This window comes from Thauera sp. WH-2, from assembly GCF_048321015.1.
Lineage (GTDB): Bacteria > Pseudomonadota > Gammaproteobacteria > Burkholderiales > Rhodocyclaceae > Thauera.
Genome location: NZ_JBLWFG010000002.1, coordinates 235,828 through 257,574 on the forward strand (window position 1 = coordinate 235,828; position 21,747 = coordinate 257,574).

At 66.1% G+C, this 21,747-nt stretch carries 25 protein-coding genes; 15 read left to right on the forward strand and 10 right to left on the reverse strand.

Going from position 1 to position 21,747, the window contains the following annotated elements:
• The first annotated feature begins 334 nt into the window (after positions 1-334).
• From ACNKW1_RS05305 to ACNKW1_RS05325, 5 genes are all read left to right on the forward strand, one after another.
• Positions 335-661: a hypothetical protein gene (locus tag ACNKW1_RS05305; RefSeq protein WP_418363778.1), complete on the forward strand. Its 327-nt coding sequence runs from the start codon at positions 335-337 to the stop codon at positions 659-661.
• Between the two features lie 222 nt (positions 662-883).
• Entirely contained in the window at positions 884-2,680 is a 1,797-nt protein-coding gene (locus ACNKW1_RS05310; protein ID WP_418363553.1) for an asparagine synthetase B family protein, read from the forward strand.
• Positions 2,681-2,801: 121 nt separating this feature from the next.
• Positions 2,802-3,122 carry a metal-sulfur cluster assembly factor gene (locus ACNKW1_RS05315; RefSeq protein WP_418363554.1) on the forward strand — a complete coding sequence of 107 codons (321 nt, stop codon included), beginning with the start codon at positions 2,802-2,804 and terminating at the stop codon, positions 3,120-3,122.
• Complete coding sequence (locus ACNKW1_RS05320) at positions 3,119-4,228, forward strand: hypothetical protein (RefSeq protein ID WP_418363555.1); 1,110 nt, start codon at positions 3,119-3,121, stop codon at positions 4,226-4,228. The genes ACNKW1_RS05315 and ACNKW1_RS05320 overlap by 4 nt, the downstream gene beginning before the upstream one ends.
• A gap of 40 nt (positions 4,229-4,268) precedes the next feature.
• The gene (locus ACNKW1_RS05325) at positions 4,269-5,510 is read left to right on the forward strand and encodes a pyridoxal-dependent decarboxylase, exosortase A system-associated (protein WP_418363556.1); all 1,242 of its coding nucleotides are present in this window, start codon (positions 4,269-4,271) and stop codon (positions 5,508-5,510) included.
• Here ACNKW1_RS05325 and ACNKW1_RS05330 read toward each other — a convergent pair.
• Complete coding sequence (locus tag ACNKW1_RS05330) at positions 5,436-5,675, reverse strand: hypothetical protein (protein WP_418363557.1); 240 nt, start codon at positions 5,673-5,675, stop codon at positions 5,436-5,438. The two genes, ACNKW1_RS05325 and ACNKW1_RS05330, sit on opposite strands and share 75 nt — an antisense overlap.
• A gap of 223 nt (positions 5,676-5,898) precedes the next feature.
• Between ACNKW1_RS05330 and ACNKW1_RS05335 the strand changes: the two genes are divergently transcribed.
• Positions 5,899-7,014, forward strand: a complete 1,116-nt coding sequence (locus ACNKW1_RS05335) for a VanZ family protein (RefSeq protein ID WP_418363558.1) — start codon at positions 5,899-5,901, stop codon at positions 7,012-7,014.
• Between the two features lie 27 nt (positions 7,015-7,041).
• Here ACNKW1_RS05335 and ACNKW1_RS05340 read toward each other — a convergent pair whose 3' ends face one another.
• Genes ACNKW1_RS05340 through ACNKW1_RS05360 form a run of 5 tightly spaced genes read right to left on the reverse strand, consistent with a single transcriptional unit; the run spans position 7,042 to position 12,007 of the window.
• The gene (locus ACNKW1_RS05340; protein WP_418363559.1) at positions 7,042-7,524 is read right to left on the reverse strand and encodes a hydrogenase maturation protease; all 483 of its coding nucleotides are present in this window, start codon (positions 7,522-7,524) and stop codon (positions 7,042-7,044) included.
• Positions 7,521-8,993, reverse strand: coding sequence for a Ni/Fe hydrogenase subunit alpha (locus tag ACNKW1_RS05345; protein WP_418363560.1), 1,473 nt, complete (start codon positions 8,991-8,993; stop codon positions 7,521-7,523). Before ACNKW1_RS05345 ends, ACNKW1_RS05340 begins: the two co-directional genes overlap by 4 nt.
• Positions 8,994-9,018: 25 nt before the next feature.
• Entirely contained in the window at positions 9,019-9,573 is a 555-nt protein-coding gene (locus ACNKW1_RS05350) for an NADP oxidoreductase (RefSeq protein ID WP_418363561.1), read from the reverse strand.
• Positions 9,570-10,283 (reverse strand): 2Fe-2S iron-sulfur cluster-binding protein, encoded by a 714-nt coding sequence (locus ACNKW1_RS05355; RefSeq protein ID WP_418363562.1) that lies wholly within the window; start codon positions 10,281-10,283, stop codon positions 9,570-9,572. Before ACNKW1_RS05355 ends, ACNKW1_RS05350 begins: the two co-directional genes overlap by 4 nt.
• Positions 10,280-12,007, reverse strand: coding sequence for an NAD(P)H-dependent oxidoreductase subunit E (locus ACNKW1_RS05360; RefSeq protein ID WP_418363563.1), 1,728 nt, complete (start codon positions 12,005-12,007; stop codon positions 10,280-10,282). Before ACNKW1_RS05360 ends, ACNKW1_RS05355 begins: the two co-directional genes overlap by 4 nt.
• Between ACNKW1_RS05360 and ACNKW1_RS05365 the strand changes: the two genes are divergently transcribed.
• The 9 genes from ACNKW1_RS05365 (at position 11,894) to ACNKW1_RS05405 (ending at position 19,015) form a co-directional block, all read left to right on the forward strand.
• Positions 11,894-12,832 carry a DUF4351 domain-containing protein gene (locus ACNKW1_RS05365; RefSeq protein ID WP_418363564.1) on the forward strand — a complete coding sequence of 313 codons (939 nt, stop codon included), beginning with the start codon at positions 11,894-11,896 and terminating at the stop codon, positions 12,830-12,832. The two genes, ACNKW1_RS05360 and ACNKW1_RS05365, sit on opposite strands and share 114 nt — an antisense overlap.
• A 121-nt stretch (positions 12,833-12,953) precedes the next feature.
• Complete coding sequence (locus tag ACNKW1_RS05370; RefSeq protein ID WP_418363565.1) at positions 12,954-13,232, forward strand: type II toxin-antitoxin system RelE/ParE family toxin; 279 nt, start codon at positions 12,954-12,956, stop codon at positions 13,230-13,232.
• Entirely contained in the window at positions 13,166-13,525 is a 360-nt protein-coding gene (locus ACNKW1_RS05375; RefSeq protein WP_418363779.1) for a HigA family addiction module antitoxin, read from the forward strand. Before ACNKW1_RS05370 ends, ACNKW1_RS05375 begins: the two co-directional genes overlap by 67 nt.
• Positions 13,526-13,674: 149 nt before the next feature.
• Complete coding sequence (locus ACNKW1_RS05380) at positions 13,675-15,069, forward strand: UDP-glucose dehydrogenase family protein (RefSeq protein ID WP_418363566.1); 1,395 nt, start codon at positions 13,675-13,677, stop codon at positions 15,067-15,069.
• A 99-nt stretch (positions 15,070-15,168) separates the two neighbouring features.
• A complete protein-coding gene (locus ACNKW1_RS05385; protein WP_418363567.1) occupies positions 15,169-15,396 on the forward strand; it encodes a DUF433 domain-containing protein in 228 nt (75 codons plus the stop codon).
• Positions 15,397-15,652: 256 nt separating this feature from the next.
• Positions 15,653-15,889 carry a type II toxin-antitoxin system CcdA family antitoxin gene (locus tag ACNKW1_RS05390; protein ID WP_418363568.1) on the forward strand — a complete coding sequence of 79 codons (237 nt, stop codon included), beginning with the start codon at positions 15,653-15,655 and terminating at the stop codon, positions 15,887-15,889.
• Positions 15,889-16,188 carry a CcdB family protein gene (locus ACNKW1_RS05395; protein WP_418363569.1) on the forward strand — a complete coding sequence of 100 codons (300 nt, stop codon included), beginning with the start codon at positions 15,889-15,891 and terminating at the stop codon, positions 16,186-16,188. Before ACNKW1_RS05390 ends, ACNKW1_RS05395 begins: the two co-directional genes overlap by 1 nt.
• Positions 16,189-16,221: 33 nt before the next feature.
• Positions 16,222-17,874 carry an MBOAT family O-acyltransferase gene (locus ACNKW1_RS05400; RefSeq protein WP_418363570.1) on the forward strand — a complete coding sequence of 551 codons (1,653 nt, stop codon included), beginning with the start codon at positions 16,222-16,224 and terminating at the stop codon, positions 17,872-17,874.
• Positions 17,875-17,881: 7 nt separating this feature from the next.
• Positions 17,882-19,015: a hypothetical protein gene (locus ACNKW1_RS05405; protein WP_418363571.1), complete on the forward strand. Its 1,134-nt coding sequence runs from the start codon at positions 17,882-17,884 to the stop codon at positions 19,013-19,015.
• Between the two features lie 41 nt (positions 19,016-19,056).
• Here ACNKW1_RS05405 and ACNKW1_RS05410 read toward each other — a convergent pair whose 3' ends face one another.
• Genes ACNKW1_RS05410 through ACNKW1_RS05425 form a run of 4 tightly spaced genes read right to left on the reverse strand, consistent with a single transcriptional unit; the run spans position 19,057 to position 21,650 of the window.
• Entirely contained in the window at positions 19,057-19,692 is a 636-nt protein-coding gene (locus ACNKW1_RS05410; protein WP_418363572.1) for a tetratricopeptide repeat protein, read from the reverse strand.
• A 28-nt stretch (positions 19,693-19,720) separates the two neighbouring features.
• Entirely contained in the window at positions 19,721-20,575 is an 855-nt protein-coding gene (locus ACNKW1_RS05415; RefSeq protein WP_418363573.1) for a hydrolase 1, exosortase A system-associated, read from the reverse strand.
• The gene (locus ACNKW1_RS05420; protein ID WP_418363574.1) at positions 20,572-21,402 is read right to left on the reverse strand and encodes a hydrolase 2, exosortase A system-associated; all 831 of its coding nucleotides are present in this window, start codon (positions 21,400-21,402) and stop codon (positions 20,572-20,574) included. The genes ACNKW1_RS05415 and ACNKW1_RS05420 overlap by 4 nt, the downstream gene beginning before the upstream one ends.
• Entirely contained in the window at positions 21,402-21,650 is a 249-nt protein-coding gene (locus ACNKW1_RS05425; protein ID WP_418363575.1) for an acyl carrier protein, read from the reverse strand. Before ACNKW1_RS05425 ends, ACNKW1_RS05420 begins: the two co-directional genes overlap by 1 nt.
• Positions 21,651-21,747: the final 97 nt, after the last annotated feature.

The window sequence follows — 21,747 nt, forward strand, 5'->3', positions numbered from 1 at the left end:
ATTCCTTCTTCGACCCCGCATTGTATCGGCGCAGTGGCCCGGGGCCGAACCCATCCCGGGGCGCGCAAGGACGCGCACAACTGTTGCATCGCAACAACAGTGCGCTTGCGGTACGCCCAGAACGGGCTAAATTTGGATTGTGCAACGCACAAAAAGAGTTTGCGATTGCGGTAAACCGTCACGGACAACCCGCTCTTTTTTGTGCAGAATCAAGTGAAATTTCTGCCGCGCTCGCTACATTGCAGCACAGCATCAAAGCATGAACGAAACGCCATCTGCCCAGAAAGCCGATGGTGCGATGACGGTGCCCTACCTGGCCCGAATGGAGAACACGATGAAGACGCCGAAACTGCTCCCCTGGTATGCCCGCAAGGCGGGTGTTTCACTCGAACGCGCCGAAGCCCTGTGGCGCAAAGCCGTGCGCGAAGCCACGGCCGAGACCGGCTGGGTCGGCAACGCCGAATACTGGGGTGCGGCCATGGACCATTTCGTCCGTCTGCTCGAAGAAGAGCGCAACACCCTGTGCGCGCCGCGCGTGCTGCCCTATGTGCGCAGCCAGAACCGCATGATGCGTCTGCCCCTGCTCGCCATGGAAGACCTGTTCTCGGCCTTCCACGCAAACTGGCAGCGCCAGATCCGCGCCACCCGCCGCGTCGCCTGATTCATCGCGCTGCGCCGCAGCGTGAGCACCTGTTGATTGTCTCCCTCCCTCCTTCAATGGAGATTCGGCACTCCGCACGCGGAGTGCCATTTTTTTGTCCAGCCCGAACGCACACCCTGCACCCACGGTGCGACACGCGTCACTGACAATTCGCGCAGCATGGGGCATCATCCCCGCCGACGATGCAGAATCAGCCCGGCAAGGCGGGCCATGGAGAGACTCGTGCGTGAACGTTTCAGTGGTGTTCTCGGTACACCGGAAGCCGCAACATTCCTTCCCGGGCACATGGCACGGCTGCAGTTCCCCGCTGGCGCCCTGGCCTACCCGCCCGCTGCCAGCATCTACCAGGAAAGCGGACGGGTGTGCCTCGCGCTCGGCCGGCCGCGCTTCCACGACGAAGCGCTGCAGCAGATCAACACCCGCCAGGGCGCCGCTGCCGCCTGGGCGCAGGCCTTCGCCCGCTTCGGCGACGAGGCCGTTCGACAGGCCGCCGGCCGGTTCTGCGTGGTGATGGTCGCCAGTGATGGCCGCGAGGCGGTGCTCGCCACCGACCGCTTCGGCACCTGGCCGATCTGCTACGCCACGCACGACGGCCGCCTGCACTTCTCCGACCGTGCCGACTCGGTACCGGGCATCGATCGCAAGCTCGCGCCGCAGGCGGTGTTCGAGTATCTGTTCTTCCACATGATCCCGGCGCCGACAACGGTTTTCGACGGCATCGCGCGCCTGCCCCACGGCCACCTCATCCAATGGCAGGACGGCAAGGCCGAGCTGCGCCGCTGGTGGAACCCGCAGTTCGACGAGCACGGTTCGCCCGACCTCGAGCAGTCCAAGGCGCGTTTCCTGCAGATCATCGAGGACGGCGTGCGGCGCGAGGCCGAAGGTGCCAGCGTGGGCTGCTTCCTGTCCGGCGGCACCGACAGCTCCACCGTCACCGGCATGCTGTGCAAGGTGCTCGGCCAGCCCGCGCGCGCCTACTCGATCGGCTTCGACGCCAGCGGCTACGACGAAATGGAATACGCCCGCCTCGCCGCCAAGCGCTTCGGCGCCGACCACCGCGAGTACTACGTCACCCCCGACGACCTGGTCGACGGCATTCCCAAGGTCGCGACCCACTACGATCAGCCCTTCGGCAACTCCTCGGCACTGCCCGGCTGGATCTGCGCCACCCGCGCACGCGAGGACGGCGTCGAGCGCATCCTCGCCGGCGACGGTGGCGACGAGCTCTTCGGCGGCAACAGCCGCTACGCCAAGCAGCGCGTGTTCGGCTGGTACGACGGCGTGCCCGGCCTGCTGCGCCGCGGCCTGCTCGAGCCCGCACTGGCGCTGCCCGGCATGGACCGCATCCCCGTCGCGAAGAAAGGCGTGAGCTACGTGGAGCAGGCGCGCGTACCCATGCCCGACCGTATCCACATGTACAACATGCTGGTGCGCCTGGGCATGGAGAACGTGTTCGAGCCCGACTTCCTCGCCCGCGTCGACACCGGCCGCCCGAATATCGAGCAACGTGAGGTGTGGCGTGCGACCAATGCACGCGCACACATCAACCTGATGCTCAACTACGACTGGAAGTACACCCTCGCCGACAACGACCTGCCCAAGGTCATCGGCACCACCCAGCTCGCCGGGGTGGAGGTGGCCTTTCCGCTGCTGTCGGACGAGCTCACCGACTTCTCGACCACGCTGCCGCCCGAATGGAAGCTCAAGCGCCTGACGCTGCGCTGGTTCTTCAAGGAAGCGCTACGCGGCTTCCTGCCCGACGAGATCATCGCCAAGAAGAAGCACGGTTTCGGCCTGCCCTTCGGCGTGTGGGCCTGCCAGCACGCCGGCCTCAAGGCACTCGCCACCGACGCGCTCGGCAGCTTCCGCAAGCGCGGCATCGTCCGCCCCGCCTTCATCGACGATCTGCTCGCCATCCATCTGCCCGCTCACCCCGGCTATTATGGCGAAATGGTCTGGATCCTCACCATGATGGAGCTCTGGATGCGCGAGCACGTCGATGGGGCCGGCATCGACTGATCCGCAAACCGCTCACGACCGCGCCAACGGATCGGGTCGTAGGATCGCGCGGAAGGATGGCGCCGAATTGAACGGCGCGCCGTCCTCGCCCACAATGGCGGCTGACGACAAGGAGCCTCTCGTGAGCACCGCGCACACCCCCGACGCCGAAGCGATCCGCAGCGCCCTGCGCCTGGTCATGGATCCGGAGGTCGGCATGAACATCGTCGACCTCGGCCTCATCTACAAGATCGAGTGCGAGCCCGGCAAGGTTTACATCGAAATGACGATGACCTCGCCCGCCTGCCCGCTCGCCGACATGATCCTCGACGACGTCGATAGCGTGCTCGACCCGATGCTGCCGCCGGAGATCGACATCCGCGTCGAACTCGTCTGGGACCCGCCCTGGACACCGGAGCGCATGGCCCCCGAAGCCCGCGACCACTTCGGCTGGAATCGATGAACACCCTGCCGCCGCTCGCGCGCGTGCCGCTGCTGGTGCTCGGGCTCGCCTCTCTCGTCACCGGCGTGCTGGCCGGGCTTGCCCGGCTCGGTGTCGTGGTGCCCGATTTCGGCGCAATGCAGGCGGGCAACCACGCCGCCCTGATGATCGGCGCCTTCTTCGGCGCGGTGATCTGCCTCGAGCGCGCGGTCGCGCTCGGCGGGCTGTGGCCCTATCTGGGGCCTGCGCTCTCCGGCGGCGCCGGCGTGCTGCTGCTGGCCGGCGGGCCACTCGTGGTCGCGCAGTGCCTGCTGGTGCTCGGCTCGGGCGTGCTCGTGGCCGGCGGCATCATGGTCACCCAGCGCCAGACGGCGCTGTTCACGGTGATGCTCGCGGTGGGCGCGGCCTGCTGGCTGGCGGGCAACCTGGCCTGGATCGCTACCGGCAACGTGCACGCAGCAGTGCCGCTCTGGCTCGCCTTTCTGGTGCTCACCATTGCCGGCGAGCGGCTCGAGCTCACCCGCTTCCTGCCGGTGCGCCCGGCCGCGCCGCCCAGCTTCCTGCTCGTCACCGCAGTGATCCTCGGCGGCGCGATCTTCGCCGCCTTCGACGACGCGCTCGGGCTCTGGGTGTTCTCGGCCGGCATGCTCGCGATGGCGGTCTGGCTGCTGGTGTTCGACATCGCCCGTCACACGGCCGCGCAGCAGGGGCTCACCCGCTTCATCGGCATCTGCCTGCTCACCGGCTACGTGTGGCTGGGCGCGGGGGCGCTCACGGGCCTGGCCGGCGGCTTCAGCCCGTCCAGCCCGCTGCACGACGTCGCGATGCACGCGCTCGCGCTCGGCTTCGTCTTCGCCATGGTGTTCGGCCACGCGGCCATCATCTTCCCGGCCGTGCTCAAGGTGAAGATTCCCTACCACCCCTTCTTCTATGTGCCACTCGCGCTGCTGCATCTGTCGCTCGCGCTGCGCGTGTTCGGCGGTCTCACCGAGAGCCTCGTCCTGCGCCAGTGGGGTGCACTCGCCAACGCCGCGACGCTCCTCGTCTTCATCGCCACCATGCTCGCCAGCGTCCTGCGCGGTGCGCGCCAGCCCAAGGGCCGAAGCGGGCGCAGGCGAACAGCATAGCCGCTACAATCCCGGCCAAGCCCAACCACCCGAGCTCGCCATGACCGAGACCCGCCAGCCCCCCGCCCACACCCCGATGTCGCAATTCCGCAGCGAAGACGGCGAGCTGCTCGTCAACGGCCAACCCATCGGCCGCATCGCCGCGCGCCTGGGACGCACGCCGTTTTACGTGTACGACCGCAGCCTGCTGGACGCGCGCGTGGCGCAGCTGCGCGCGGCGCTGCCCCGGGCGGTCAAGCTGCACTACGCGATGAAGGCCAACCCCATGCCGGCGCTGGTGTGCCACATGGCGCGCCGGGTCGATGGTATCGACGTGGCCTCGGCGGGTGAGTTGCTGGTGGCGCTGGACGCGGGTGCCGACCCGCAGGAGATCAGCTTCGCCGGCCCGGGCAAGACCGAAGCCGAGCTGCACCAGGCCGTCGCCGCCGGCATCCTGATCAACGTCGAGTCCTTCCGCGAGTTGCCCGTACTGGCGGCCGCCCAAGCGGTGCTGGGCCTGCCCGCGCGCGTGGCGGTGCGCGTCAATCCGGATTTCGAGCTCAAGTCCTCGGGCATGAAGATGGGCGGCGGGCCCAAGCAGTTCGGGGTGGATGCCGAGCAGGTGCCCGAACTGCTCGCCGAGATCGGCCGCGCAGGGCTGGCCTTCGAGGGCTTCCACCTCTTCGCGGGCTCGCAGAACCTCAAGCCCGACGCCATCATCGAAGCCCAGCAAAAGAGCTTCGCGCTCGCCTGCCGGCTGGCGGAGCATGCGCCCTCGCCGGTCCGCTTCCTCAACCTCGGCGGCGGCTTCGGCATTCCCTACTTCCCGGGCGAACAGCCGCTCGACCTGACCCCGATCGGCGCCAATCTCGCCGACATCGTCGAGCAGGCGAAGACGGCGCTGCCGCAAGCCGAAATCGTCATCGAACTGGGGCGCTACTTCGTCGGCGAAGCGGGCCTGTACGTCGCCAAGGTCCTCGACAGGAAAGTGTCGCGCGGCCTCACCTACCTTGTCACCGACGGCGGCCTGCACCACCACCTGTCGGCCTCGGGCAACTTTGGCCAGGTCATCCGCAAGAACTACCCGGCGGCCATCGCCAACCGCATGGACGCCAGCGAGATGGAAACCGTGTCGGTGGTCGGTCCGCTATGCACGCCGCTGGACCTGCTCGCCGACCGCATGAGCCTGCCTGCGGCCGAGCCTGGCGATCTGGTGGCCATCTATCAGTCAGGCGCCTATGGCGCCACCGCCAGCCCGCAGCGTTTCCTGGGGCATCCGGCGGTCATCGAGGCGCTGGTGTGACACGCCCTGCTTGAATGGCATCAGCACGCGACACACCACCTCGAACGGCGCCCCCGCCGCCTCCATGGTCTGCGCCGCGCGCGACACCGACATGAAGCCGCGACGGACCGAGTCGAGGCACAACTCGATCAGGCGCCGCAGCTTCAGGCGCGTACGTTGCTCCATTTCCAGCCCCCTTCCAGAAAGTAGGTGCTCGACCTGGCGCCTCAGGCACCGGTCGGGCATTCTTGCTCGCGCAAGCAAGATTCATTCTCAGCTGCAAAGCCAAACGCTGCGAAGAATGCCGAATCAAGCACTTGTGAGCGGCCCGCCTGGCTGACACGCCCCGACAGACGCCCCGTACTCGCCCGTATGTAAAGAAAGTCGACACGCTCGAACCGGACATCCCATGCGCTTCCTCCTTCTCCTCGTCCTCGCCCTGATCGCCTACGGGTCGCTCTACCCGTTCGATTTCGTCATGCGCCCGGACGCCATGGCAGAGGTCGTGGCGCTGTTTGCCGCGCCTTCCCTGCAGATGCAGCGCGGAGATCTCGTCGGCAACCTGCTGCTCTTCGTGCCCTACGGCTTCCTCGTCGCGCTCGCGGCCAGGTCGGGCCGGCGACCTGGGCCGGCGTATCTGCTCCATGCGGCCGCGGGCATGCTGGTCGCGGTAGGTGTTCAGGTCGTGCAGATCTGGCTGCCGAGTCGTGTCCCCGCGCTGGGCGACGCCGTCATCAACGCGGGCGGCATGGCGCTCGGCTTCGTTCTCGGCCAGCTTGCGCTGCGCCTGCGCCCCTCGCTTGCTGACGCACGCCACGTGGCGGCGCTCGTGCCGCTGGGGCTCATGCTGGCGTGGCTGGCTTACCAGTGGTTTCCACTCGTCCCGACACTCGACTGGCAGAACGTCAAGAACGCGCTCAAGCCGCTCCTGCTCACCCCCCGGCTCGATCCGGTGCGGATCCTGATCACCGCCGTCGCCTGGGCCGCCTTCTTCAAGCTGTGGGATCTGCTCGCCACCGGGCAGCGCTCCGCGCTGCTGCAGGCGCTCACCGGCATTGCGATCCTGTGCGCCAAGGTGCTCATCCTCGGCGCCGGCATCTCCGCCAGCAACGTCATCGGCCTCGGGCTGGCGCTCGTGGCGTTGCCCTGGCTGCACCACGCAAGAGCCCTGCCCGCACTGGTCGTCGCGATTCTGCTCAGTGCGTTCCTCGCCGGCCTGCAGCCCTTCACCCCGAGCAGCACACCGGGCAGCTTCGCGTGGGTGCCCTTCACCGGCATGCTCGAAGGCAGCATGGCCACCAATCTCGCCAATCTGCTGGAGAAGACCTTCCTCTACGGCGCGGCAATCCTGTTCATGCAGCGCCACGGCGCGCGCGCCCTGCCTGCCGCCATCGCCGTCGCGCTATGCCTGGCGACGATCGAAGCCGCACAGCTCTTTCTGCCCGGACGCACCGCAGAATCCACCGACCCGGTGCTCGCGCTCCTGCTCGGTGTCGTGATGGCACAGTTGTCGCGGCGGCGCTGAACGCTCACCTGGCCCGCAGCCGTCGCATCAACCCCCGCGGACCCGGCTGCGCCACGCGCCCGGACTGGGATCGGAGAGCAGTTGCCGGACGATCATCCAGCCACAGCGCAGCGCCTCCTCCCCCGCCGGCGAGAGCCCCTCGCCCAGCGCGGTGGAATCCGCGCGCAGCGCGAGCACGAAGGCCGGGGGCGGCGGGCGGCCCTGGGTTCGCACAAAGACCTCGAGCAAGGCTTCGGGCGCCATCGCATGGCTGAAAGCCAGACGCGACGCCTCGGCCCGGGCCTCATGGAGCGCGCAGGGCTCCTCCAGCCCGATCGCCGCATCGCAGAACAGCACGCACGCTGCGCCGGCAAGGTCCAGCACGTGCTCGATCTGCAGCTGGAATACCTCCAGCGTCCCGACCGCCGGGTAGTGCTGCCTCACCCGCTCGAGCAGGCGCACGCCGAGCGCATCATCGCCCCGCGCCGTATTGCCGATCCCGATCACCAGCGTACGCTCGACCCCGCTCAATCGCGCACCAGCCGGTCGAGGGTCGAACCGTCGGCGTCCTTCAGCTCGAGCACCAGCGGCATCTGCCCGAGCGCATGGGTCGCGCACGACAGGCACGGGTCGAAAGCCCGTATCGCCACTTCGATATGGTTGAGCAGCCCTTCGGTGAGCGTGCGCCCGTCGAGATAGCGGCGCGCCACCGCGCGGACCGCGGTATTCATGGCCTGGTTGTTGTGCGTGGTCGACACGATCAGGTTGCACAGGCTCACCAGGTCGTCGTCATCGACCTGGTAGTGATGGATCAGCGTTCCGCGCGGCGCCTCGATGATGCCCACCCCCTCGCTCCGGCGCTCGCCAGTGGCCATGCGCTCGCCGCTCAGCAGGTCCGGGTCTTCGAGCAGTTCGCGGATCACCTCGGCCGCATGCAGCATCTCGATCATGCGCGCCCAGTGGTAGGCGAGCGTAGCCTGCACCGGCCGACCCTCGCCATGATCGAGAAACTCGCGCCGCTCCGCCTCGGCAAAGGTGCTCGGGATGAAGTCGCAGTTCTGCACCCGGGCCAGCGGCCCCACCTTGTACCAGCCCGCATCCGGCCCCAGCTCGCGCAGATAGGGGAACTTCATGTAGCTCCACGGCTTGACCTGCTCGCAGATCACCGAGCGGTAGTCCTGGTCGGGCACGCTGTCCCGCAGGATGCGCCCCTCCGCGTCACGGAAGCGCAGGTGGCCGTGGTACAGATCCATCGCCCCATCGTCGCGCACGATGCTCATGAAGCCCGAGTCGAAGCGACCAAACACGTCGTACAGGGCCGGATCGGCCCGATGCAGGCGCTTCACCAACTCGACCGCCGCGCGCGACCACTCCACCACGCGGCCAACCTCCGCCCGCAGCAGCGCGTGGTCCTCGGCGGACAGGTGGCGGTTCACACCGCCCGGCACGGCGCCGGTGCCATGGATGCGCTTGCCGGCCGTCGCGCGGATCACCTCCTGCCCGAACTTGCGCAACAGCACGCCCTGGCGCGCAATCTCGGGATGTGCCTCCGCCACCCCGACGATGTTGCGGCGGCCGGCCTCGCTCTCGAAACCGAACAGCAGGTCTGGCGAGGACAGATGGAAGAAGTGCAGCGCATGGGACTGCAGGATCTGCCCGTAATGCATCAGCCGCCGCAGCTTCTCGGCGGTGGGGGTAATCGGCACGCCGCCGACCACCCGATCCAGCGCCTTCGAAGCCGCCAGGTGGTGGCTGACCGGGCAGATGCCGCACAGCCGCTGCACCATGACCGGCACCTCCCAGTACGGCCGCCCCTTGATGAACACCTCGAAGCCACGGAACTCGACGATGTGCAGCCGCGCCTCGCGCACATGGCCCGCATCGTCCAGCAGCAGCGTGACCTTGCCATGTCCCTCCACGCGGGAGACCGGGTCGATGACCACACGGCGCAGGGTTTCGCGGTCGTTTGCGGTTTCGAGTCTGGAAAGTGCGTCGTTCATGATGGGTTTCCCGGGGAAGCGACGCTCAATCGAAACGCAGGAGTTCGCGGGACAGGCGCGGCGTGCGCCCGGCGATCAGGTCGGAGAGGAATTTCCAGATCGCCTCACCCGAAGGCGGGCAGCCGGGAATGAAGTAATCCACCCGCACGATCTCATGGATCGGGTGCACCTTGTCGAGCAGCAGGGGCAACTCGGGGTCGTTCGGCACGCCGGGGGTCTGCATCCCCTCGCGGGATGCGTACACCTCGCGCAGGCAGGCGTCCAGGTCGAGGTGGTTGCGTTGCGCCGGCAGCCCGCCATTGATCGCACAGGCCCCCACCGCCACCAGCGTCTTGCAGTGGGCACGGAACTCGCGCAGCACATGCACGTTCTCGGCGTTGCACACCCCGCCTTCGATCAGGCCGATATCACACGGGCCGCAGTGCTTGATGTCGGTGAGCGGAGAGCGGTCGAATTCGACCAGCTCGGCAAGCTCGAAGAAGTGCTCGTCGATGTCCAGAAAGGACATGTGGCAGCCGAAGCAGCCCGCGAGCGACGTGGTCGCGATGCGCAGCCGGGGCTTCATGGGCACCGTGCTCATGGCGTGTCCTCCCGCCCGCGCATCGACACCACCGAGATCGGCGCTTCGTCGTAGGTTCGGCTGCCGATCGGGACCTCGAAGCCCACACGCTTGCGCAGGATCACCCCCACCGGACAGATGCGCGCAGCCAGGTCGTCGGCCGAGAAATCGGTATCGCCGAGCCGCCCGGACTCGGCATTCACCACCAGGTGCTTGTGGATGCCGCGGTTCGTCAGCGCGAACACGCTCTTGCCATCCACGTCGCGACTCGCGCGCACGCACAGCTCGCAGAAGATGCAGCGGTTGAAGTCGAGCAGGATGTCCGGGTGCGAGGCATCGACGGGGCGCACCGGGAAGAAGTGGTCGAAGCGCGTGCTCGTCATTTCCAGCTCGTAGGCCTGCGCCTGAAGCTCGCAGTTGCCGCTCTTCTCGCAGCTGGGACAGAAGTGGTTGCCCTCGACGAACAGCATCTGCAGCAGGGCGCGGCGCTCGCCGTTCATCTCCGGCGTATTGCTCTCCACCTCCATGCCCTCCTTGGCCGCAAGCGCGCACGAAGACACGTGCCGCCCGCCCACCTTGACCATGCACAGCTTGCACGAGCCATGCGGCGGAAAGTCTGGATGCCAGCACAGGTGCGGAATGTAGTAGCCCGCCGCGCGCGCCGCCTCGAGGATGGTCTGCCCCGCCTCGAAGGGAACCGGCCGGCCGTCCAGCATGAAGTGGTGGCTCATCCCTCACTCCCGTTCTCGGTATGGTTGCCGTTGTCGAGCCGCGCCGCCGGATCGTTGCGCCCGGTGATGCGGCGGGCAGTCTCCAGCTCGGCATCCAGGTCGAAAGCCGGCTCGAAATCCAGCGTCTTCAGCCGCCGCTCGTACGCGGGCCGGAACTTGCTCAGGGTATCCACCACCGCGTTCGGCGCCGTCGAACCCAGCCCGCAGTGGCTGGCGTTGCGCAGCAGGCGGTTGATCCACTCGATGTCCGCCAGATCCTTCTTCGCCCCGTACCCCTTGGCGAGCTTGTCCATGTAGCCCTTGAGCAACGAGGTACCGACGCGACAGGGGGTGCAGAAGCCACAGCTCTCGTGGGTGAAGAACGCCACGAAGTTGCGCGCGATCTCGAATGGGTCGCGCGTGGAATCGAACACCATGAAGGCCCCCGCGCTGGGCACGTCCTCGAACGCGATCGCACGCGAGAACTCGTAGCCGGCCACCGAAACCCCCGACGCACCGCCCACCTGCACCATGTGCGCATCGCTGGCGCCGCAATCCTCGAGCACGCGGTCGATGCGCACACCGAACGGATACTCGTAGATCCCCGGAAACGCGCAGTCCCCCGACACCGACAGCAGCTTGGTCCCCGCAGACTGCGCCGTCCCGGTTGCCGCAAAGGCCGCGCCCCCGCCAAGCGCGATCAGCGTCGTCTTGGCCAGCGTCTCGACGTTGTTCACCACCGTCGGACGCCCCAGATAGCCATGCGTCGCCGGGAACGGCGGCCGTATTCGTGGCGTGCCGCGCTTGCCCTCGAGCGACTCGATCAGCGCGGTCTCCTCCCCGCACACATAGGCGCCGGCACCAAGGTGGATCTCGATGTCGAAGTCGAACCCCGCCTCGCCAAGAATGTGCGCCCCGAGCAACCCTCTGTCGCGCATGTCCTGCAGCGTGCGTTCGAGCCGCGGCCGCAGATAACGGTACTCGCCGCGCAGGTACACGAAACCCTGCTGCGCACCGATCGCCCAGGCCGCGAGCAGCATGCCCTCGAACACGCGCTCGGCGCAGCGGGCAAGCAGCACACGATCCTTGAAGGTGCCCGGTTCGCCCTCGTCGGCATTGCACACCACCACCTTGTGCTCGCCCGGCGCATCCCGGCAGGCCTCCCACTTCACGCAGGTCGTAAACCCGGCGCCGCCCCGGCCCCGCAGGCGCGAGCGCCGCATCTCCTCGATCCAGGCCGCACGCCCCATGCGCACCGCCGCCGCAATCGCGCTGCCCGCGACGAAGTCCTGCCCCAGCAGCGCATCCCGCCGCCGAATGTTGTCATCGACGTGAAAGAGCGCCTGCGGCCAGCGCGCGAGCGGCACCCGAGCACGCAGCAGTTCGGCAACCTCGATGATGCGCGCGTGGTCCAGCCGCGTCACCGGCAGACCATTGACCAGCATCGCCGGCCCCTGGTCGCACATGCCGGTACAGGACGTCACATCGACACTGACCAGGCCATCCTCCGACAGCTTGCCGCGCTGGACCCACAGCTCGCGGCACAGCGCCTCGCGCAGCGCGGGCCCGCCGAGCATGCGGTCGGTGATGTTGTCCGAGAACAGGATCCGGTACGCCCCCACCGGCTCGAGATGCAGAAAACTGTAGAAACCCGCCACGCCCTCGACCCGCGCCCGCGGCAACCCCAGCCCCGCCGCAACCGCGCTGATGCTCGCCGGTGGCAGATACCCAAGCCCGTCCTGCACGTCGATCAGCACCTGCAGCAGCCGACTCGCATCGCCCCCGCACCGGACCAAGGCCCCGCTCACCATCCGCTCGATCTCGACTCCAGGCACGGCACGCCCTCCGATGGACTCCCCACGATTCTACAGCCCCAAAACCAATGGGACGAGCGGCTGGGTTGTCGCCACAGCCTGCACTTTCCGGTCGCAAAGCTTGTCGACTACATTGCAGACGAAGGATCGCTGCTCGCCAACCCCAGCCCCTTCGCCCTGATCACCGCAGCCCACCTGTACACTCGCCGCACCCGAAAGAGCCCGGCACGACGCTTCGACGCCAAGCGCCGCCTCGTCCGCCTGCTCTACCAGCGCAACTGGTCTCGCCAACGCATCATCGATCTATTCCGGGTGCTCGACTGGATACTCAAGCTGCCCGACTCGCTAGAACGCCAGCTATGGCAAGATATTGAAAACATTGAAGGAGAACGCAACGTGACGTACGTGAGCAGCATCGAGCGCTTCGCCATCGAGCGCGGAATGAAAAAAGGCATGCAACAAGGCATGCAACAAGGCATCGAGCAAGGCATGCAACAAGGCATCCAGCAAGGCATGCAACAAGGCATCCAGCAAGGCATCGAGCAAGGCATCGAAAAAGGAATCGCGAGAGGGATCGAAAAAGGGATCCAACGAGGCCTCGCCCAAAGCCTCCAGCGTCAGCTCAACCGCCGCTTCGGCCCGCTCTCAGCCGAAGTCACCCGCCAACTGGAGAACGCCACGCCCGAGCAACTTGAAACCTGGACCGATCGGGTTCTCGACGCGCGCACGATCGAAGAGGTCTTCGCCGAAGGCTGACTGCCCCTCACAAGACCGGGAGCAAGGAAAATTGGGGTCAGACCCCATTTACTGCTCAGTGAAAGTAGCACCTGCGGCAAATTCTGATTGTTGCGTGATGCGCAACGCGATACGATCCGCCATGATCAAATCCTTTCGGCACAAAGGCCTCCGCAGACTCTTTGAGACAGGCAGCACTTCGGGCATACAGGCCAGTCACGCCAAGCGACTGCGGATGCAGCTCGCAGCGCTGGACACGGCGCAGTCGATCGACGACATGGACATCCCGAGCTTTCGCCTGCATCCACTCAAAGGCAACCACGAGGGGCGCTGGTCGATCACCGTTAACGGCAACTGGCGGATGACCTTCGAGTTTGTCGACGGCAACGCTTACGTTCTGGACTACGAGGACTACCACTGATGGCCATGCATAATCCACCCCACCCCGGCGAATTCATCACCGAGATCTATCTCGCGCCTCACGGCGTCAGCGGTCGTGAATTGGCCAGCCGCCTGGACGTCGCAGCATCGACCTTGAGCCGCGTACTCAAGGGCAGCAGCCGCGTCACGCCCGACATGGCCTTGCGGCTGTCGAAGGCGCTGGGGCGCAGCCCCGAGAGCTGGCTGGCGATGCAGGATGCACACGACCTCTGGCTTGCGCGCCAGACCACCAATCTTGCCCGGGTGAGCAAGCTGGAACTGGCCGCAGCCTGAAGTGGGAAACTGGGGTCAGACCCCATTTACTCCCCCCCCAACCGCGACACCTTCCCGTTGAAGCTGTCATCCAGACCCGCTAGCCTTGCGGCGTTGCATCAGCACCCCGTGCAGATGCCCGTCTCATTCACTGCGAGCGCGAGCCCCCCATGAAACTCACCATCTTCGGCACCGGCTACGTCGGCCTCGTCAGCGGCGCCTGCCTGGCGGAAGTCGGCCACACCGTGGTCTGCATAGACGTCGACCAGGGCAAGATCGACAAGCTCCAGGCCGGCGTCATCCCCATCTTGGAGCCCGGCCTGCAGCCCATTGTCGAGCGCAACGTGGCCGAGGGGCGACTGCGCTTTACCACCGACGTGGAAGAAGCCGTCAAGCACGCCGAGGTGCAGTTCATCGCCGTCGGCACCCCGCCCGATGAAGACGGCTCGGCCGACCTGCAGTACGTGCTCGCCGTGGCCGAGGGCATCGCCCGCCACATGCCGCGCTACCGCGTCATCGTCAATAAATCCACCGTCCCCGTCGGTACCGCCGACAAGGTGCAGGCCAAAATCGAGCAGATCCTCGCCGAGCGTGGCCAAGCGATCCCCTTCGATGTCGTCTCCAATCCCGAGTTCCTCAAGGAAGGCGCAGCGGTCGGCGACTTCCTCAAGCCCGACCGCATCATCATCGGCACCCGCTCCGCCAAGGCGAAGGAGCGCATGCGCGAGCTCTACGAGCCCTTCAACCGCAACCACGAACGCACCCTGTTCATGGACGTGAAGAGCGCGGAGCTCACCAAGTACGCGGCCAACGCGATGCTCGCCACCAAGATCAGCTTCATGAACGAGCTCGCCAACATGGCCGAGCTACTGGGCGCAGACATCGAGGAAGTGCGCAAGGGCATCGGCGCCGACCCGCGTATCGGCTACCACTTCATCTACCCCGGCTGCGGCTACGGCGGGTCTTGCTTTCCCAAAGACGTGCAGGCCCTGGGCCGCAGCGCCGACCAGATCGGCTACGACGCCCCGCTGCTCAAGGCCGTCGAGGCGGTCAACAACCGCCAGAAAACCACCCTCTTCGCCAAGCTCGCCCGCCACTTCGGTGGCGCCGAAGCCCTGCGTGACAAGACCATCGCCGTCTGGGGCCTGGCCTTCAAGCCCAACACCGACGACATGCGCGAAGCCCCTAGCCGTACGCTCATCGAGGCACTCTGGGAAGCGGGCGCAAAGGTGCGAGCGTATGACCCGGTAGCAATGGACGAAACGCGGCGCATCTACGGCGAACGGCTCGACCTGGCGCTGTGCGGCAACAAGTACAGCGCGCTGGAAGGCGCCGATGCGCTAGCCATCTGCACCGAGTGGCAGCAGTTCCGCGCGCCCGATTTCGAGGAGATGCAGGCGCTGCTCCGCGCCAAGCTCATCATCGACGGCCGCAACCTCTACAACCCGGACCGCCTCACCGACGACGGCTGGCACTACTACAGCGTCGGCCGCAGTCAACCACACACCAGCTCCCCCACGGAACCGAACGCGAGCATGCCCAAGCCCGAAGCGCTCGGCTGCTGAAAGATCAACGGAAAATTGAGGTCAGCCCCATTTGTCAGGCTCCATAATAAACGGGGTCAGCCCCCATTTACTCAGGAAACCCCCAGGGAGCACGACACCATGAATACCGAACTAGACCAGCGCATCACCTTCAATCCACGTCAGTGCGGCGGGCAGGCGTGCATTCGAGGGCTTCGGATCCGGGTGACTGACATCCTGGAAATGCTTGCCCAAGGAGTGGACCAGTCCGAAATCCTGGCCGACTTTCCCGACCTCGAAGCCGCAGACATCCTGGCCTGCCTGCATTTCGCCGCCAAGCGTGCGGGCATCGCGCGACTCGCCGCATGATCTTCTGGCTGGACGCGCAGTTGCCGCCAAGCCGTAAGCGCCCACCCGCCGATGCTCTTCAACGCCTACGAACTCCTCTTCCTACCGCTCACGGAAAATTGGGATCAGACCCCATTGATTCACAATTCATGAAGCGCACCATTCATGAAGCGACGGCTGGCAGCACTAAATCGTTGGCCGCGCCCAGTAGATCAATGTTGGCAACAATGCGCAGCTCTGCCAACATCTGGAGCACACATCGTTCGAGGCCCAAACCATGGCACACGCACAAGTCCCCAAGCGGGCAACCAACGTCTCGCTGGCCGAGCCCCTTCTGGCCGAGGCCAAGCAACTGCGCATCAACATCTCTCAGGCTGCAGAAGCGGGCGTGGCGCGCGCTGTCGCCGAGAAGCGCGCCGAGCTCTGGGTAGCGGAAAACCAGAAGGCGTTCGATTGCTGGAATGCGTACGTCGAGAAGAACGGCCTCCCACTTGGCAAGTACAGGAGCTTCTGATGACCCGGCTGACCGTCTACAAGAACCCTGACGGCCCTGGCTACCTCGTGGACCTGCAGGCCGACATCAACAGCCATTTCGCAACCCGCGTCGTGGCGCCGCTACTGCCGGTTGAAGCGGTACCGTTCTACGCCTCCGCGCTCAACCCCGTTTTCGAGATCGAAGGCGCGCGCTTCGTGATGGCAACGCAAGGCATGGCGGCGGTTCCACTGGCGATCTTGAAGCACCCGGTGTCTTCGCTCGAACATCGGCGAACAGAAGTCGTCGCGGCAGTCGACCTCTTGTTCCAAGGTTTTTGAGCCCCCTTTCCTCAAGAAGAAGTCGAAGCCCGCATGGGCACGACCAAGAGCGCCATATCACGGCTCGAGTTCTCGCTGCGCACCGACAAGCACCCGCCGATGCTCTTCAACGCCTACGAATTCCTCTTCCTCTTCCTGCCCCTCACCCTCGCCGGCTACTTCTGGATAGCCCGGCGCGGGCATGAGCCGGCGATCGTCTGGCTGGTGCTGGCCTCGCTGTTCTTCTACGCGTGGTGGCGGCCGGTTTATCTGGTGTTGCTGCTCGTGTCGATGCTCGCCAACTTCGGCCTCGGCAGCCTGCTCGACCAGGCGCACCGCCAAGGCCGCAAGCACGCCGGCAAAGCCTGGCTGATCGCCGGCGTCGTCTTCAACCTCGGCCTGCTCGGCTACTTCAAGTACGCCAACTTCACCGTCAGCAGCCTCAACGCCCTCGCCGGCACCGACTTCCACCTCGACACCATCATCCTGCCGCTGGCGATCTCCTTTTTCACCTTCCAGCAGATCGCCTACCTGGTCGACGCGTACCAAGGCCAGGCGCGCGAATACCGCTTCACCCACTACGCGCTCTTCGTCACCTTTTTCCCGCAGCTCATCGCCGGCCCCATCGTCCATCACCGCGACATGCTGCCGCAGTTCATGCAGCCCGGCGCGCTCACCCCGCGCGCGCAGAACATGGCCATCGGCCTCAGCATCTTCGCCCTCGGCCTGTTCAAGAAAACCGTCCTCGCCGACGGCGTCGCCCAGTACGCCACCCCCGTCTTCGACGCCGCCGCCGCGGGCGACACGCTCAGCTTTTTCCAGGCCTGGGGCGGCGCGCTCGCCTACACGCTGCAGCTCTACTTCGACTTCTCGGGCTATTCCGACATGGCCATCGGCGCCGCGCGCATGTTCGGCATCGTCCTGCCGGTCAACTTCCACTCGCCCTACAAAGCCACCAACATCATCGAATTCTGGCGGCGCTGGCACATGACGCTGTCGGCCTTCCTGCGCGACTATCTCTACATCGCGCTCGGCGGCAACCGCGCCGGGCGGCTCATGCGCTACCGCAACCTCATGCTCACCATGCTGCTCGGCGGCCTGTGGCACGGCGCGGGCTGGACCTTCGTCGCCTGGGGCGCGCTGCACGGCCTGTATCTGTGCATCAACCACGCCTGGCGGCACACCACCACGCGCCTCTTCCCGCAGGGGCTGCTCCCCGTCGCGCTCGCCAAGGCGCTGTCGTGGCTCGTCACCTTCGTCGCCGTCGTCATCGGCTGGGTGTTCTTCCGCGCGGGCAGTTTCGATGCCGCCGTCAGCGTGCTGCAGGGCATGGCCGGCCTCAACGGCATCGCGCTGCCCAACGCCATCGCGGCGCGGCTCGATGCGGTGTGGCCCGTGCTCGCCAGTCTCGGCTTCGGCACCTACCTCGGTGGCGGCGCGCAGTTCGTCTTCACCTGGCTTTGGATCGCCGCCCTGCTCCCGGTCGCGCTCATCCTGCCCAATACGCAGCAGATCATGCGCCACACCCAGCCCGGCCTGCACCTGCACACCGGGCGCGCCAAAGACGAACTCCAGCCCGCCCCGCGGCTCGCGGACAAACTCGCCTGGCGCAGCACAACGGGCTGGGCCATCGCCATCGGCCTGCTCGCCGCCATTGCCGTGCTCGCCATGACGCGCATCTCCGAATTCCTCTACTTCCAGTTCTGAGCCCGCCATGGACAGCCCCACCGCCTCGCGTCGCTTCCTGCTCTGGCTGGCGCTCAGCTTTGCCCTGGTGTGCACCGCAGCCGCCGGCTTCAACTACGTCGTCGACCCCTACGGCCTGTTCGGCACACCCCGCATCCAGGGCTTCAACGCCATCAAGCCCACCGCCGCCGAACGCGTGCGCGTCACCAAGCCCTACATGGCCAGCGCCGCCCGCCCGGCCACCGTCATCGCCGGCAACTCGCGCCCCGAACTCGGCCTCGACCCGCAAAGCCCCTGCTGGCCCGACGACCACAAGCCCGTCTTCAACACCGGCATCCCCGGCGCCAGCTTCTACATGCAGACCCAGTACGCCAAGCACGCCCTCATGGCCGGCGGCGGCAAGCGCGTGCTGCTCGCGGTCGACTTCCTCGACTTCCTCACCAACACCGCCACCCCCGCCACCCCCGCCACCCCGCCCGACTGGCCGGCGCTGGCCCGCAGCTACGCCGGCCGCCTCCACATCCCCGGCGAAGACGCCCCCGCCTGGCAGCGCATCCACTTGCAGGCGCAGGACCAGCTCGGCGCCCTGTTCTCGCTCACCACCCTGGCCGACGCACTCGGCACCGTCGCCCGCCAGCGCGCCGCCTTCACCGCCGACCGCCGCGCCGATGGCTTCAACCCCGGGCGCGACTACCAGGCCATCATCCGCAGCGAAGGCCAGCACGTGCTCTTCGCGCAGAAAAACGCCGAGCTACGCGAGCGCCTGGCAAACCCGAAGCTCGGCCTCTTCCCCGCAGGTCAGCACAGCAACGAGAGCTTCGAGGCGCTCAAGGGTTTTCTGGGATGGGCGAAGCAGCACGGCATCGCCGTCACCGTCTTCATCAACCCCTACCATGCCGACTACCACCGCATCATCGCGGAGTCGGGGCTGGGCGAGACGTACGCGCAGTGGGCGCAGAGGGTTGCGGAGATCGCCACGACGGCAGCGGTGCCGTTCCGGGACTTCAACACGCAAGGGTTCGAGCTGGACGAGACGCCACCGGGGCCTGGGGTGCGCGGGGAGCACATCCGGTGGTTCTGGGAGCCGGCGCATTACACGGCGGAGCTGGGGACTTTCATGCTGACTCAGATGCTTGGGAACGACGGCTGCGTTACCAAGTGAGACCACCAGGATCGATGATCAGTCGGCAGCGCCAAAGACTTCTAAGGCGCGCGCCACTTCCCCGCGCGCTTCAACTTTTCCCTCAACCCAGGAAGTGGAAAGCCCGCCCCATAAGCGCGATGCGCACTCTTCAGGGCCTTTTCGTACTGACCGACATCAAAATAGGCCAGGCCGAGGTTGTACTGGATGTTCGCATCGCGCTCATCCAGCGCTGCTCCCTCCTCGAGCTTTGCAACCGCCTCGGCCTTCTTCCCGCTCCGAAGCAAGAAGATCCCATGCAGCACCTTGACCATCGCATCGTCGGGCCGGTAGACCTCGCCCCGCATGAACCAGCACGACACCGAATAACGTGCCCCATTCGGCGGGTCCCTCTTTTCTTTCCGCGCCAGATCCATCATCGCTTTCAAGGCGCGATGGTGATTCGGCGACGCCCTAAGGGTGTAGTCGATATCGCTACCCGCAGTCGTATTTGTCTTACCGCGCTCCAAGCGCTCGACCTCTGGCGTGAAGTGCGCGCCCTCCACGATTTTCAGTTCATGTTTATGCGTACGGTAGTCGAAAGGCCCGTATCCATCCCCAATCTGCCCGCATCCGGGAGGCAGACTCTGCGCTGTAGACACCAGCGGATACGCCGCAAACAAGGCAAACGCCAAGCGCAGGATCAAGGTCGGTTTCATTGCGGCTACCCTCCTGTTCATCAAGCGACTAAATCTGGCCGCGCACAGTCTGACACCAGTTCACCGACAGCGTGGCCAACTCGTCACGGTGTCGGGCACCAGAAAACGTGTGGTCGGCCTCCGGCAGGTGCTGCACCCCATTAGCCGCCAGAAACTGCTGCCAGCCGGGATGGTCCCGACAAACCTGCTCGAACTCGCGTGCCACATAGTCGCGGCCACTTAGCACTATCAAGGCCGGCTTTGCCGCACGTTGCAGGTCGAACAGCATGCGCTCGGGCAGCGTGCCCCCAGCACTTGGCTGGGTCCGGGACGCGCCGCCACGGGCGCGCTGCACTGCGGCCGACAGTCCCGCCACCGACTGGCCCAGGCGCACGCCCCCGCGCAACAACTTCAGCCAGAACGAACGCGACAGCAAACGCTGCAGATAGTAATGCTTGAGATACGTCTGCGCCTCACCCTGGGCAGTACGCACCCATGGATTAAGCAGAATCAGCCCGCGGACCCGCGCATCGGTGGGCGCATAGAAGCACGCTGCACTCGCCCCGTCACACAAACCCCACAGCACCACCCCGCGCAGCTCGGGCACCTGGCGAAAAAACGCATCGACTGCCGCGCGCACGTCGTCATTCACCGACTCGAAGCTGCAAATGTCGCCCGCCGAATCGCCCATGCCGCGGTAATCGAAGCGCATGCACGGCATGCCCTGTGACGCAAGGCTGCGCGCCAACAGCACGAACTGGCGGTGACTACCGACCCGATACTGCGGCCCGCCGACGATCACCAACACCCCAATCGGCCCAGCCTCGTCCTCGGGTCTGCTCAACACGCCCACAAGCTCGGCCGTGCCGCAGTTAAAAAGCATGGCCTCGTCACGCACGTTCACTGCATCTTCTCCAGCGCAGCCAAAGATTGTTCGATCAGCGCCGGCACCACCTCGATCTCCTGCGTCTGCCAGAACGCGCTGCCCGCCACCGGAATCGCAGACACAGCAACACCTTCCTGCTGCCAGGCAGCAACGAGCCTGGCCAAGGCGGGAGACACCTCCGTCGCCTCGCCAGATGCAATCTCGAACATCGTCACCGCCGCAGCGCGCCCCGGTGGCAAGCGCAGCGTTGCCTGCTCCAGCCCCGACACGAGGCCTGCGCTCAAGGCGTAACCGGCCACCTCCACGGTCTCGCCGCGCTGCATGGCCTCGCGCAAAGCGCTCATTGCGGCGCGGGCATCGGCGTCTGCCAGCATTTCGCTGGCGGCCTTGAGGCGCAGGAACTGGTTCAGGTGCTGCTTGCCATTGGTCACCGGCTGCCAAGCCAACCAAGGCACATCGACCTTCGCCGCCGCCAACCAGTCGCAGGCAAGCAGCCCACCCGCGCGCAGACTCCACAAGCCCGGGGCTTTGCCCACACGCGCTGCCAACCAGCCGTAGCCCTGTTCCACATCGTCGAGCCAGCCCTGCCATGTGGCATCGCCGAAATCGCCGGCGCTGTCGCCACAGCCCTGCAAATCCATTTGCAGCACTGCCCAGCCGCGCGCAGCAAACGCCCGCGCAGCCAGCGCAATCATTCGGCGCGACTTGTTGAGCTCTTCAGCAAAAGGGGGCACGAACAACAGTGCCCCCCTCACCTGCCCGGGCGGCAGCGTCAGCAGACAAAACCGACCACCCCCAGCCCCCGCCAGAAAAAACGCCTCGCGCCGCAACACCGCGGCTTCCATCAGCCCAGCTTGCTCTCGACAAAGCCCACCAGCGTGCCCACGGTCGCAAACGAAGACCCGTCGATCTCGTCATCCTCGATCACGAAGCCGAAACGTTCCTCGAGCATGTTGATGACCCCGACCACGGCCATCGAATCGAGCTCGGGTACGGCACCAAGCAGGGGCGTGTCACGGTCGAACGCCAGCGCCCGGCCGCCGAGGCTCAGGACTTCATCGATGATTGCCAAAACCTCTTTGCAGATATCCAAAACACTCTCCTGCCCTATGCTTTCTGTCACGCGCTGGTGACGCAATCGATGCCGGCACCCTGTGATGGGTTGCTATCATAGCCGCCGAACCTTTTCC

Coding starts and splice junctions, on each gene's coding strand:
- ACNKW1_RS05305 (WP_418363778.1), top strand. CDS start 335: ATGAAGACGCCGAAACTGCTCCCCTGGTATGCCCGCAAGGCGGGTGTT.
- ACNKW1_RS05320 (WP_418363555.1), top strand. CDS start 3,119: ATGAACACCCTGCCGCCGCTCGCGCGCGTGCCGCTGCTGGTGCTCGGG.
- ACNKW1_RS05325 (WP_418363556.1), top strand. CDS start 4,269: ATGACCGAGACCCGCCAGCCCCCCGCCCACACCCCGATGTCGCAATTC.
- ACNKW1_RS05330 (WP_418363557.1), bottom strand. CDS start 5,675: ATGGAGCAACGTACGCGCCTGAAGCTGCGGCGCCTGATCGAGTTGTGC.
- ACNKW1_RS05335 (WP_418363558.1), top strand. CDS start 5,899: ATGCGCTTCCTCCTTCTCCTCGTCCTCGCCCTGATCGCCTACGGGTCG.
- ACNKW1_RS05345 (WP_418363560.1), bottom strand. CDS start 8,993: ATGAACGACGCACTTTCCAGACTCGAAACCGCAAACGACCGCGAAACC.
- ACNKW1_RS05350 (WP_418363561.1), bottom strand. CDS start 9,573: ATGAGCACGGTGCCCATGAAGCCCCGGCTGCGCATCGCGACCACGTCG.
- ACNKW1_RS05355 (WP_418363562.1), bottom strand. CDS start 10,283: ATGAGCCACCACTTCATGCTGGACGGCCGGCCGGTTCCCTTCGAGGCG.
- ACNKW1_RS05365 (WP_418363564.1), top strand. CDS start 11,894: ATGCAGAAAACTGTAGAAACCCGCCACGCCCTCGACCCGCGCCCGCGG.
- ACNKW1_RS05370 (WP_418363565.1), top strand. CDS start 12,954: ATGATCAAATCCTTTCGGCACAAAGGCCTCCGCAGACTCTTTGAGACA.
- ACNKW1_RS05380 (WP_418363566.1), top strand. CDS start 13,675: ATGAAACTCACCATCTTCGGCACCGGCTACGTCGGCCTCGTCAGCGGC.
- ACNKW1_RS05385 (WP_418363567.1), top strand. CDS start 15,169: ATGAATACCGAACTAGACCAGCGCATCACCTTCAATCCACGTCAGTGC.
- ACNKW1_RS05390 (WP_418363568.1), top strand. CDS start 15,653: ATGGCACACGCACAAGTCCCCAAGCGGGCAACCAACGTCTCGCTGGCC.
- ACNKW1_RS05395 (WP_418363569.1), top strand. CDS start 15,889: ATGACCCGGCTGACCGTCTACAAGAACCCTGACGGCCCTGGCTACCTC.
- ACNKW1_RS05400 (WP_418363570.1), top strand. CDS start 16,222: ATGGGCACGACCAAGAGCGCCATATCACGGCTCGAGTTCTCGCTGCGC.
- ACNKW1_RS05405 (WP_418363571.1), top strand. CDS start 17,882: ATGGACAGCCCCACCGCCTCGCGTCGCTTCCTGCTCTGGCTGGCGCTC.
- ACNKW1_RS05410 (WP_418363572.1), bottom strand. CDS start 19,692: ATGAAACCGACCTTGATCCTGCGCTTGGCGTTTGCCTTGTTTGCGGCG.
- ACNKW1_RS05420 (WP_418363574.1), bottom strand. CDS start 21,402: ATGGAAGCCGCGGTGTTGCGGCGCGAGGCGTTTTTTCTGGCGGGGGCT.